The sequence below is a fragment of the Streptococcus sanguinis genome (genome assembly GCF_900475275.1).
GTDB lineage: Bacteria > Bacillota > Bacilli > Lactobacillales > Streptococcaceae > Streptococcus > Streptococcus sanguinis_N.
In genome coordinates this window covers 1-12,400 of the sequence record NZ_LS483364.1, presented here as the reverse complement: position 1 = coordinate 12,400, position 12,400 = coordinate 1, and the positions used below count along the sequence as shown (strand labels likewise).

Sequence of the window (12,400 nt, the reverse complement as noted above, 5' to 3'; positions counted from 1 at the left end):
TTACCCATCTATTTTCTGAATATAAAGTACAGTACTCATTATATCACTTTTTAATGCCTTACTCAAATCACTGATAGCAATATTTAAGATTGCTAAAATTTGATGATTTTGTTCCACGATTACAGATGAATTCCGTTCTTCAAAGGAAACTTTCTTATCAATAAAAAGACGACGAAGCTTTTTGTGATGACCATTCAGCAAAATACTGTCTCCCTCTTTTCGGAAGCGGAGTGTCAGCGAAGTTTCACGCGAAACAAAAATTTTCTGGATATTTTCACCACTCAAAGGAATCCCGAATGAAAATCGATAATGCCCAAACTCAATCAGATTCTCAAATTCTAACAAAATTGAATCCATTTTTAAATCGGGCTTACGACTGATTTTTCTAATTTCAAAACGCTGGTAATCTTTAACAAGCTCATAGTCTTTTTTCAAAGTGTGCTGATAATTTGCCTTAGTCCGCAGGATGTTTAAAACTTCCTCAAACTGCTGCTTGCTCAGATTCAGACCAGGAAAGTTTTCGAGATAGTTCTGCAATAGAAAACGTTGAATCTGAGGGATTTGTTGATGAAAGACTTGTACATTTTTTATATCTAAATCTCTGGTCAAGTGAGACAAAGCGGTCTGCCAATCTTCAATTTCCTTTCCCAGATACCGCAAAGAATCCTTAAATTGTGGATTTTCTTTTTCTAAATCCGGCAGATAAAGATTGCGAATTCGATTTCTGAGATAGTCATTTTGAAAATTACTGCTATCTTCAAAATGCTGAATATCTGGAAAGTCTGACTTATGAAAAGTAAGCAAAGGACGAATCAGCTCCCCGCAAGCAAAAGACTGGACAGCTTTCATGCCGGACAGATGGCGAAGTCTAGCTCCACGCAGCAGCCGCATAAAAACAGTCTCAGCTTGGTCATCTGCGTGGTGGGCAGTTACTAAAGCAGTATAGTGCTCCTCCTGCATCACTTTCCCAAAAAAATCATAACGAAACTGCCGAGCAGCATTTTCTGAAAAATTACCAGAAAAACTTGATGTAAAAATCTTTACACCAAGCTGTTCCGCAATCTTTACTAATGCCTTTTCTTCTTGTTCTGACTCTGGCCGCTGTTTGTGATTAACATGAGCAATAGCAAGCTCGATATCCAGTTCTTTTTGAGAATCAATCAACAGCTGCAGCAGTGTCATAGAATCCAGTCCACCTGATACAGCAATCAAAACTTTTCGATGGTCTTGGAAATACTTTTTCTCCTGCATTTTTTTAAGAAATTCTTGCTTAATCATTTCAGGACTCCATAGACATCGTCTGCTATCTGGGAAATATTATCGTAGGTTGAATTATTAGTAAAAATGACAATGATAAAAGGAGAATCTGCATAGACAATCGCAGCATCGTGCTTAAAATCATAGGCGTCACCAATTTTATGAGCTACTTTAACATCAACATTTTTAGAAATCCGCTGATTATCATAATTTGTCTGAGACAAGGCATCGATAATCATGCCATTTTGCTCATAGATAGCTTCCAAAACATTTCCAGCCATACGTGAAGATGCTTGTCTTTCTTCCACATCCCATTTCTTTCCAGCTATTTTATTGATCGTCTGCTGAAAATTTTTATCAGATTGATTGGTCGCATAATAGCCCAAAATATTGTGGGCGACATTATCTGATTCTTTGGCCACTCGATTTATCAAATCCTGAACTGAATATTCCTTGTCATCAGCTGACTTAGCAATACTGCCACTTCCTTCTGGTTCGTAAGCACCTGCAAAATCATTGACTGCTCCAATATACTTGAACTTCTGATCTAACGAAAGTTTTTTTTGATCCAGCTGTTCCTGCACATAGTAAAGATAAGGTAGTTTTGTCACACTTGCCGAATACATCTCTTGATCTTGATTAATGCCTGCTTCTTTGCCTGTGTCCAGCTGTTTCACATAGATAGAGTAGTCCGCCTTGTTGTACTTACTGCTCAAAATTTCTTGAACTTTGTCCATTCGATTATCAGTTTCATCCAGAAATTCCATAGAAACCCAGCCCTGTCCTTCAATCTGGGCAAAAGTTCCTTTGACTGTCTGGACAATTTGAATAATGTTTACTTTTGTATATGGAGCTACCGTTGTATTGATTTTTTTAGCTCCGTTGATATTGGCTTTATCATAAAGAGTAAAGCCGGGTTTCAACCACATTTCTTGATGGATATCTTGAATTGACTGGACAGTATCTTCGTAAATTGTGTTTTTGTCCGCTATCACAAACTGCCCATTTTTCAGTTTGAAAATCGGGACTCCTTCTTCATTTACATAAAATCCTGTTATCTGGATTGGCTGGTCTGGAACTAGCTTTCCAGCAGTCTTACTCAGAGTAGAATCTGTAAATGTAGGAGTTTCTTCATAAACATTAGGATTTGTCGGGATGCTATCATAATAGCGTCCATACGCAGTGCTTGTAAAATGATATTTTTCTTCCTCGTCTAACACGAAATCTTTTTCGGTACTAATAACTGTGATACTGCTAAATAAAGCTGGCAGCAAAAATATCAGTAACAAAAGCTTACGCATGTTTTCCCCTTTCCTTTTGATTTTCTTGAAGTTTCAAAGCTTGATTTTTTTCAGACAGTTCTTCCAATTTCTCATCTGAAAATTCCAAGAACTGCTCAATTGTTTTTAGTAAATCTTCCATAACTACTGTGGTAATAAATCTGGGATAGTATAAATGTACTCACCCTCTTTTGAAAAAGAGTATTTAGCGCGTGCATACTTAGCAGCATAGCTATCATCTTTTAACTTTGTTGCTATATCAGATTGATAGACCTTTTCTTCGCTGAGCGTCTGATATTTCTCCTTCAGTTTAGAATACTGTTCACGACGCTGCAGCAAGGTTTGATAACTCTGGTACAAATTATAGGTAGGTAGAATAAATAAGAGGATCACCAAAATCAGAACCCAGCCCATAAAACGGTTGCGTTTCCGCCGTTCCTGATCCACATATCTGCGGCGTTGATTTTCATCTTGTATAAAACGATTATTGAGTTGGACGATATTTTTAGGCATCTTCTTCTATCCTTGTTTCACTAACAATTTCGTACATTTTAGCTGCATCTTCTTTTTTAGTACTGTCTTTCATCTCCAGAACCTTTACAGTCAAGAGTTTATTACCAAAGCGTACTTCAACCAAGTCATCTACTTTCAAATCTGTTGAGCTCTTGGCCAAGATACCATTCACCTTTATCCGGCCCTTGTCAGCTACTTCTTTAGCCACTGGACGTCGCTTAATAATCCGTGACACTTTCAAATATTTATCTAATCTCATCCTATTACCTCATTTTCTCTTAATTTATTATTCTACCATTTTTTGAGAAAAATAGAGCTTAAAAAGCCAAACTTCACTGAATTGTAACCTTTATTCTGCCTTGCGTTGTTTAATTTCCAGCATCTTTTCTCCAAAATTAACCAGACCTTCTAAAATCTCATAATCTTTTTTGTTCCTCACATCAAAAATTACTTCAATCAAGCCATTTTTTTCACCAATTCGAGCCTTTAAATTCGTCATCGAAAGTGCTTCAAAATAGTCCTGCGTCAGATAAAGCTGCTGCGAAATTTTCTCAAAATGAATCATTACTGTATTCTGCTGGCGTTCCACTGACTTTACAAAAGCCTGATCTAAATAAGACTTAGCAAGTCCAATCTCCAACAGATAGGCTACAACATCAGGATACTCCCCAAAGCGATCAATCAATTCATCCTGTAGATTTTCATAGTTTACACGACTGTCAATCTCACGAATTCTCTTGTAAATTTCAATTTTCTGTCTTTCATCAGAAATATAGTCACTAGGCAGATAGGCATCAATCTGCAGATTAAGTTCTGCATTGCTTTTTTGACGCTTATTCTCTCTACCCTGCTTTTTAGCAATAGCTTCTTCTAGAAGCTGTGAGTACATCTCAAAACCAACAGAATCAATAAAGCCAGATTGCATACTTCCTAGGATATTGCCAGCCCCTCGAATAGACAAATCACGCATAGCAATCTTAAATCCAGAACCTAACTCTGTAAATCCTTTAATAGCCTCTAGACGCTTTTCAGAAACTTCTGTTAGAATCTTATCTGGTCTGTACATCAGATAAGCGTAAGCAATCCGATTACTGCGGCCAACTCGGCCACGAAGTTGATACAAGGTTGACAGCCCCATGTGGTCAGCATTTTCTACAAACAAAGTATTGGCATTGGGGATATCAACCCCAGTTTCAATAATGGTTGTAGTCACCAAAATATCGTATTCTCTATTGATGAAGTCCAGTAAAGTGTTTTCTAAACGAATCTCACTCATTTGACCATGAACATAGCCTATAGAAGCTTCTGGGATTAACTCTCTTAACTCTGAAACTTTCTGTTCAATTGTGTCAACCTTGTTGTAAAGATAGTAAACCTGTCCACCTCGGTCTATTTCACGTAAGACAGCTTCTCGAATTACTGTAGGATTGCTTTCTAAAACATAGGTCTGAACAGGATAGCGATTGGTAGGCGGGGTCTCAATGACTGACAAATCGCGAATCCCCAGCATAGACATATGAAGAGTTCGAGGAATAGGAGTTGCTGTCAAAGTTAAGACATCAACTTTCTTTTTCAATTCTTTTAATGTTTCCTTATGTTTAACTCCAAAACGCTGCTCCTCATCAATGATGATTAAACCTAAATCCGCAAATTCTACATCTTTTGATAAGAGTCGGTGGGTTCCGATGATAATATCAACTTGTCCCTTCTGCAGCTTCTCCAGAGTCTGTTTTTGTTCTGCTTTACTCCTGAAACGGCTGAGTACCTCGACATTAACCGCAAAATCATTAAAGCGTTCTTTAAAGTTAGTATAGTGCTGCTGGGCTAAAACCGTTGTTGGTACTAATACAGCCACCTGTTTATGATCGTTGACAGCCTTAAAAGCAGCCCGCATAGCTACTTCTGTTTTTCCAAAGCCTACATCACCAACTAAGAGCCGGTCCATTGGACGACTGCTTTCCATATCCTTCTTCACTTCCTGAATACTTCTTAGCTGGTCCTCTGTTTCAACATAAGGAAAATCATTATCAAATTCCTCTTGATTAGAATCATCCGCTGAGAAAGCAAAACCTTTTAGCTGGCTACGTTCAGCATATAGTTTAATCAAATCATCCGCAATATCCTGAACCTGATGCTGAACTTTTTGCTTACTCTTCTGGAAACGACCGTCATTTAGCTTATTTACCTTAGGTGTTTTTCCATCGCTGGCAACATACTTTGATAGGAGATCAATCTGGTCAACTGGAATCGAAATACGATCAGAATTTTGATATTGAATCGTCAGATAATCACGGTGGACACCAGATATTTCAATCGTTTCTATTCCCAGATAACGTCCTATCCCATGAATATTATGGACAACATAATCCCCTTTTTCTAGCTCATTATAATCTTTCAGTCGTTCAGCATTGGAGATATTCTGTCGCCGGATTTTTCGTTTTATTTTCTTGTGAATAATTTCGTACTCTGTAATAAGAACAATTTTCTCATCTACGAAATTAAAACCCTGAACAAGATTTCCTTCTATAAGCTGAACTGCATTTTTGTGAATCTCAGCCTCTTTTATATAGTCTAAATGAATATCATATTCCTGTAAATTTTTATGTAAACTTTGTAAACCTGCCGAAGAATTTGCTTGTAAGATTATTGTATAGCCAGATTTTTTATAGCGATTAATTTCTTCTTTGAGCAAGGGAAATTGACTGAAAAATTCTTGCATTGGGTATTGATTGAATTGATACAAAGCATCAAATTTCAAATTTCCCAAACCTTTTTGAAAGCTTGAAAAGAAGGTTGCTGGTTTATATTGACGATAATCTTGGTACTTATCTGCAAAATATTTCTGACTTGATAAAGCTTTACAATTTTGTAAATCATCTGTCAATAAGCCAGCTGTTTCCAGTTCAAATTGAGCATGCCGATCCACAATTTTTTGAAAATCATCAAAAAATACAGGACTATGAACAGGCAAATAGTCTAAAATAGTCCATTCTTTCTGATAAAAATAAGAAAGGAATTTACGAATATCTGCATGATGAAACTCCTCTTTAGCACTGATTAGTAACTCTTCTAAGTAAGATTTCAAAGCAGGATCAACAGCTTTTTCTAAAATTGCTTCCAGATTTTCTCGTCCTCGAGCATAATCTTTCTCAGAAAGCAGGATATCAGAAGCAGGTTTAATCAAAATACTTTCTATATTCTCGATTGAAGTTTGATTTTCTGGATTGAAAATCCGAATACCATCAATTTCATCGCCAAAAAACTCCAGTCGATGGGGAAACTCTGCTGAGCGCTCAAAAATGTCTAAGATATCTCCTCTTAGACTATATTCTCCCTGACTTAAAACTTGGGATACCTTCTTGTATCCTGTTCTTGACAACATCTTTACAAGATTATTTAGGTCATATTCTTGTCCAACTATCAAATTTATGTTGGTTGTTTTAAAATCAATGGGATCAGGCAAGAGTAATTTACTAGCCGCAACATTAGTAACTAGAATTCCAGACTTTTGATGGTCTATTAAAAAGTTCAGAGCATCTAATCTTGAAAATATTTTTTCCTGTGAGGCAAAAACAAATTCTGCTATAGGAGTATCATCTGCTAAGAAAGTATAGACCTTGTCTTCTCCCAACAAAGAAATCAAATCACTAGCCAAACGATCTGCTTCATTTTGACTAGAAGTCAGCACAAGGATTTTATCAGCTTCTTCTAATCCAGCCGCTATAGTGATTGCTTTTGTTGATGCAGACAATCCCATTATCAACTGTCTGCTGCTTTTATGGAGATTTTTCTTCCAATCTGAAATTTGCTGGTTTTGACAAAATAAATCAATCAAGTTCATTTTATTATCCATTATACTTCTGCATTGCTTGTTCAAAATTGCCTAACTGTAAATAATAATTTACAGCATTGTCAACCTTATCAAGAGTATTCAGAATTGTTATATAATCATCTTTATCAAATTTTCCTAGAACATGGTGGACCACTGTCATGCCTTCTTTTGGACGGCCAATACCTATCTTTATCCGTTTAAATTCTTGACTTCCAATGTGTTTGATAATAGATTTAATACCGTTATGGCCACCAGCTGAACCCTTGCTGCGCAAACGAATCTTACCAACTTCCATATCCAAATCATCATAGATGACCAATAAATCCTCTATATCTAAACCATAGTATGCTAGTAAAGCTTGAACGGCCTTTCCGCTCTCATTCATAAATGTAGTTGGTTTGACAAAATAGACTTTTTCGCCATTTAGAAAAGTAGAGGCGATATCTGCTTGAAAGATTTTATCAGCTGTAAACTTTAAATCAAGATCTTTACAAATTTTGTCAACTAGCATAAAACCAACATTATGCTTGGTTTCGATATATTTTTCTCCTGGATTTCCCAGACCGACTATTAACTTTACCATTTTTCTCCTTTATAAAAGCCAAAAGGGCTGGAAAAAAATTTCCAACCTAGAATTTTTAAACTTTACAAATACTTTACACATTAAATCTAAATTCCATAATATCGCCATCTTGAACGATATATTCTTTTCCTTCTTCGCGCAAACGTCCAGCCTCTTTAACTGCTTTTTCGCTGCCATAGTGCACTAAGTCATCATAAGACATAGTCACTGCTCGAATAAAGCCTTTTTCAAAGTCTGAGTGAATAATACCAGCCGCTTGAGGAGCTTTCATTCCACGCTTAAAGGTCCAGGCACGCACTTCTTTTTCACCAGCTGTAAAGTAGGTTCCAAGTCCCAACAGATGATAAGCTGCTCTGGTCAGTTTATCCACACCTGATTCTGTCAAGCCGATAGCTTCCAGAAATTCTGACTTATCTTCATCGTCCAATTCAGAAATCTCTTCCTCTGCACGCGCTGAAATGACAACAACTTCAGCATTTTCTGTAGCTGCAAATTCACGAATCTGCTTCACATAGTCAATATTATCTGGATCTGCTACCTCATCTTCACTGACATTGGCCACATAGAGAACCGGCTTAGTCGTTAAAAGAAAGAGGCCTTTGACAATTTTTTGCTCTTCTTCTGTAAACTCAATTGTACGAGCTGACAGACCGTCTTCCAGGACAGGCTTAATTTTCTGTAAAACATTAAATTCTGCCACTGAATCCTTATCTTTTTGAGTACGAGCCATCTTCTCTACACGTGCATAACGTTTGTTAATACTTTCTAGGTCTGCTAAAATCAATTCTAGATTAATAGTCTCAATATCGGCCATTGGATCTACAAATTCAGACTCACGGCCTTGTTCTCGCATGACATTTTCATCATCAAAAGCACGTACTACGTGGACGATAGCATCTACTTCACGGATATTGGCTAAGAATTTATTCCCTAGTCCTTCTCCTTTTGAAGCACCTTTCACAATTCCAGCAATATCAGTAAATTCGAAGGTTGTTGGAACTTTCTTCTGTGGTTTGATGAGTTCTGTTAATTTATCCAGACGAGCATCCGGAACTTCTACCCGCCCGACATTTGGATCAATTGTCGCAAAAGGGTAATTAGCTGCTTCTGCACCTGCTTTTGTAATTGCATTAAATAAAGTTGACTTACCAACATTGGGTAAACCAACGATTCCTGCTGTCAAAGCCATTCTTATCTTCTCCATTCATCTTTTCAATCCAAACCATTATACCATAAATCCTTATCCTAAACAGCGGATTTAAGTTATTTTTTCTAGCTTTCTTTACAAAAATGTAAAATAAATTGAAGAAAAAAATGGTATAATATAGCTAATATTCTTATTAAAGGAGTCCCTAATGAAAAAGAATACTTTCAAAACACTTTTTCTTTCCTTCCTTGCGGTTTCCGCTTTGTTTGTTTTAGCTGCCTGCAGCAGTCCTAAAAAAGCTTATTTCCAGCTGATTGACCAAAATACTAAACAAGATAGCCGCATCACTGTTGAATATAAAGGTGATGAGCTTCTTATAAACGAAACAAACAACACCTTCTACTATAAACCAGTTGGCTTGACAAAAGACACTGCTAAAGAGCAGACAGAAGCCTATGCTAAATCTATTGAGGGTATCAAAGGATTAACTCATAAAATCGAGTACAAAGATGATTATTTAACTGAAAAACTGACAATTGATTTCAGTAAAGCTGATATTGAAGAACTACAAAGTAAACAGCTTCTTCAAACATCTGGTAATCAAAAAGCTGATTACATCAGCTTTAAAGAAACTGCTAAATTACTCGAAAAAGCAGGTTATAAAGAAGTAAAAGACGGTAAATTTGAAAATCTTAAATAAAAGCAAAATGGATAGGACTTAAAAGTCTTATCCATTTTTGCTTGAAAAATTAAATCTAAATCTGAACTTCAGCAATGCAAATTAGTTTTCCACAATAGCATTTACGATGATTTTTAGTTCAATCAATTATTTTCTTCATTTTTCTTTCAAAATCGTGACGACTCATCATCACAAGATGTTCACAATTAGTACAACGGATTTTGATATCTGCACCAACCCTTGTGATTTCCCAGCGATTCGCCTTTTTCCCAGTCGCTTTAATGGTGCAGGCATGGGGCTTTTTCATCTCTATAAAATGACCAATTTCATACATTTTCTTTCTCCTTTCAAGGAACTAGCATAGTCCAGGAAGAAAACTTAAGCATCTATCATACTTTGTAAATGAAAAGAGCTTAGAACCAAGAATTAAAAATCTTTAACTTGGCCCACTGCTTTTCATCTTAATTAGTTCTGACAGGTGTAATCAGCTGAATAAAGTTTTCTGTGTCTTCACTTGGTACCAAGGTGAAAGGACGAACGGATGAGATAAAACTAATCGTTACTTTTTCACTGTCAATGGCCTTCAAAGCATCAATCAAATAAGTTGGATTAAAGCTAATAGTCAAATCTTCGCCAGTTACACTTTCTGTATCAATTTCTTCGTTAACACGGCCAACCTCTGGTGAATTTACATGGGCACTGACAATACCGCCTGCAATCTCCAGTTTAACTGTTCCATTCTGTGTGGCATTAGACAAGAGACGAGCGCGTTCCATAGCTGCACGCAAATCAGAAGTATTAAAAGTAAGGACACTCGTAAATTCAGTCGGAATCAAACGATCTGTATCTGGATAATTTCCTTCCAAGAGGCGGGTGTAGAAGCTGATATTTTCGCTTCTGAAAAGAATTTGATTGTTAGCAAAGAAAACCTCTACCGTTTCAATTTCATCGGTAAAAACAGCCGTAAATTCCCGTAAAGAGCGACTTGGAATGACTACGTCGAAATTATCTCCATTTTTCTCCAGAGTAATTTTCTTTTGACTCATTCTGTGGGAGTCTGTCGCAACAGTCTTCAAAGAACGGTTATCTATCAAAACAAAGTGAACACCAGTTAAAATTGGACGGCTTTCCTGAACACTGGCTGCAAAGGCTGTTTCGTTAATGACATCTTTGAGAATTTTTGTTTCAAGAACCAAGGGATTGCTGACAGAAATTTCCTGGATTCGTGGATACTGGTCAGCGTCTTTTCCTTTCAGGGTAATCTCTGATTTGCCGCTAGTCAAAACGATTTGTTTTTGTTCAATTTCTTTAAAATCCAGAATAATATCTGGCAGGCTGGAAACAACATTAATAAAGAAAGTTGCTTCTAATAAAATTGAACCTGTTGAGTTGACAAGCAAGCCTGCATTTTCATTTTGAATAGAAATAAAGTTTTCAATCGACACTTGCCCATTCGAACCAATTAAAGTGATTCCCTCTTTGGTAACATCAATTTTCACAGTAGAAAGAATAGGAATTGCATTTTTATGGCTGATAGCCCTTTTAGTGGTATTTAACGCTTGTAAGAAGAGATTTTTATTAATAGAAAAATGAATCATAGGATCTCCTTTTTATTTATTTATAATTATAAGATTAATAGTAATAGTAGTTTATGTGAATTATGTGGAAAAATAGCTTGGTCCTTATTCTAACAAGTTTTGAGACTTGTTCACAAAGTGTGGATAAGTTTTGAAAAAATTCTGTAGTTTTCCACACGCTATTTAATTTTATTCTTGATGCTTTCAATTTCTAAACGTAAATTGTCGTCTGATTCAATCATGGTTTTGATTTTTCCATGTGCATGGATAACAGTCGTATGATCTTTCCCGCCAAATTCACGACCAATTTTAGGCAGACTGTTGTCAGTCAGCTCACGAGTCAGATACATAGCTACCTGTCTAGCTAAAACGATATTTTGTACTCGACGGCTGCCTTTCATCTCTTTGACACTAACACCATAGAATTTCCCAACTTCAGACTGAATCTTGTCAATCGGGATAACTGTTACCTGGCTTGAATCCTGCTTGCGTGCTCGAATAGCCTCTGCAGCGATATCAATGGTGATTTCCTTCAGATGACGAACTCTAGCAATGAGACTGATGTCATTCAAAGCGCCTTCCAAGTCGCGGACATTGGAATCGAACTGTCCCGCAAGATATTCCAAGGTATCATTCGGGAAAATATAATCCAAGTCTTCAATTTTGTTTCTTAGAATTGCAATTCGTGTTTCAAAATCTGGCGGTGTAATATTCTGAGTTAATCCCCATTTGAAACGTGTTACCAAGCGTTCTTCTAAATTGTCAAGATGATCAGGACTGCGGTCGCTGGTTAAAACAATCTGTTTATTTTCACCATGAAGAGCATTGAAAGTGTTGAAAAATTCTTCCTGAGTTGAAACTTTTTTTCCTCCCAAAGATTGAATGTCATCAATCAGCAGAAGATCCAGACTACGATAGATTTTTTTAAAGCTATCCATTTCTCCCAATCTTAAATGTTCGAGGAAGTCGTTAATAAAGGTTTCAGCCGGTATATACTTGACACGCGCATCTGGAATATTTTCTAAAATCTGATTGCCAATAGCATTTAATAAATGAGTTTTGCCCAGGCCAGGCCCTCCGTAGATAAAAAGAGGATTATAGGTTGTGGCTAGATTCTCAGATACCGCTAAGGCAGCGGCTTTAGCCCAGATATTTCCGTCTCCCTGAACAAAATTGTCAAAGGTATATTTTGACTTTAAGCCAGTATCAATAGGTGGCAAGCTTGGCTGAACAGTGCTGATTTGAGGACTGGTTACTGCAGATTTCGGTGTATCAATGTTAGTCTCTTCTTCAAAAATATACTTTCCAGCAATCTGATCATTAAAAATCTCAAATCCTGCAGTAAGAATAACTCCTACTAAGTTTTGCTCCCAAAATAGTTGTTTTACTGGACTATCCAGGAAAATAACAGCTTGTTTTTCTTCAACTTTGACAAGCTTGGCTTCAGCAACAAAGAAATCATAAGTTGTCTGTTTTAGCTGAGCATGAGCCAATTCTAAAATACGATTCCAAAAGTCCTGTTCTTTGGTCAT

12 protein-coding genes are annotated in these 12,400 nt (G+C 36.7%); 1 reads left to right on the top strand and 11 read right to left on the bottom strand.

Features of this window, described 5'->3' with window-relative positions; translation table 11 throughout:
• The 8 genes from tilS to ychF all read right to left on the bottom strand — a co-directional run bounded on the left by tilS (position 1) and on the right by ychF (position 8,654).
• A complete protein-coding gene (gene tilS, locus DQM55_RS00060; protein WP_111675107.1) occupies positions 1 to 1,278 on the bottom strand; it encodes a tRNA lysidine(34) synthetase TilS in 1,278 nt (425 codons plus the stop codon).
• A complete protein-coding gene (locus DQM55_RS00055; protein WP_111675106.1) occupies positions 1,275 to 2,558 on the bottom strand; it encodes a serine hydrolase in 1,284 nt (427 codons plus the stop codon). Before DQM55_RS00055 ends, tilS begins: the two co-directional genes overlap by 4 nt.
• A complete protein-coding gene (locus tag DQM55_RS11850) occupies positions 2,551 to 2,679 on the bottom strand; it encodes an SP_0009 family protein (RefSeq protein ID WP_002908371.1) in 129 nt (42 codons plus the stop codon). The genes DQM55_RS00055 and DQM55_RS11850 overlap by 8 nt, the downstream gene beginning before the upstream one ends.
• A gap of 2 nt (positions 2,680 to 2,681) precedes the next feature.
• The gene (locus DQM55_RS00045; RefSeq protein WP_002894303.1) at positions 2,682 to 3,050 is read right to left on the bottom strand and encodes a septum formation initiator family protein; all 369 of its coding nucleotides are present in this window, start codon (positions 3,048 to 3,050) and stop codon (positions 2,682 to 2,684) included.
• The gene (locus tag DQM55_RS00040; protein ID WP_002894302.1) at positions 3,043 to 3,309 is read right to left on the bottom strand and encodes an RNA-binding S4 domain-containing protein; all 267 of its coding nucleotides are present in this window, start codon (positions 3,307 to 3,309) and stop codon (positions 3,043 to 3,045) included. The genes DQM55_RS00045 and DQM55_RS00040 overlap by 8 nt, the downstream gene beginning before the upstream one ends.
• A 90-nt stretch (positions 3,310 to 3,399) precedes the next feature.
• Positions 3,400 to 6,903 (bottom strand): transcription-repair coupling factor, encoded by a 3,504-nt coding sequence (gene mfd, locus DQM55_RS00035; RefSeq protein ID WP_111675105.1) that lies wholly within the window; start codon positions 6,901 to 6,903, stop codon positions 3,400 to 3,402.
• Entirely contained in the window at positions 6,896 to 7,465 is a 570-nt protein-coding gene (pth, locus tag DQM55_RS00030) for an aminoacyl-tRNA hydrolase (protein ID WP_111675104.1), read from the bottom strand. Before pth ends, mfd begins: the two co-directional genes overlap by 8 nt.
• A 73-nt stretch (positions 7,466 to 7,538) precedes the next feature.
• Positions 7,539 to 8,654, bottom strand: coding sequence for a redox-regulated ATPase YchF (gene ychF / locus DQM55_RS00025; RefSeq protein WP_032907115.1), 1,116 nt, complete (start codon positions 8,652 to 8,654; stop codon positions 7,539 to 7,541).
• A gap of 166 nt (positions 8,655 to 8,820) precedes the next feature.
• Here ychF and DQM55_RS00020 point away from each other — a divergent pair, with 166 nt between their 5' ends.
• Positions 8,821 to 9,312, top strand: coding sequence for a DUF1307 domain-containing protein (locus DQM55_RS00020; RefSeq protein ID WP_111675103.1), 492 nt, complete (start codon positions 8,821 to 8,823; stop codon positions 9,310 to 9,312).
• A gap of 118 nt (positions 9,313 to 9,430) precedes the next feature.
• Here the strand turns inward: DQM55_RS00020 and DQM55_RS00015 are convergent, their stop codons facing one another.
• The 3 genes from DQM55_RS00015 to dnaA form a co-directional block, all read right to left on the bottom strand.
• Positions 9,431 to 9,625: a DUF951 domain-containing protein gene (locus DQM55_RS00015; protein ID WP_002931702.1), complete on the bottom strand. Its 195-nt coding sequence runs from the start codon at positions 9,623 to 9,625 to the stop codon at positions 9,431 to 9,433.
• Positions 9,626 to 9,752: 127 nt separating this feature from the next.
• The gene (gene dnaN, locus DQM55_RS00010) at positions 9,753 to 10,889 is read right to left on the bottom strand and encodes a DNA polymerase III subunit beta (RefSeq protein WP_111675102.1); all 1,137 of its coding nucleotides are present in this window, start codon (positions 10,887 to 10,889) and stop codon (positions 9,753 to 9,755) included.
• A gap of 158 nt (positions 10,890 to 11,047) precedes the next feature.
• The gene (gene dnaA / locus DQM55_RS00005; RefSeq protein ID WP_111675101.1) at positions 11,048 to 12,400 is read right to left on the bottom strand and encodes a chromosomal replication initiator protein DnaA; all 1,353 of its coding nucleotides are present in this window, start codon (positions 12,398 to 12,400) and stop codon (positions 11,048 to 11,050) included.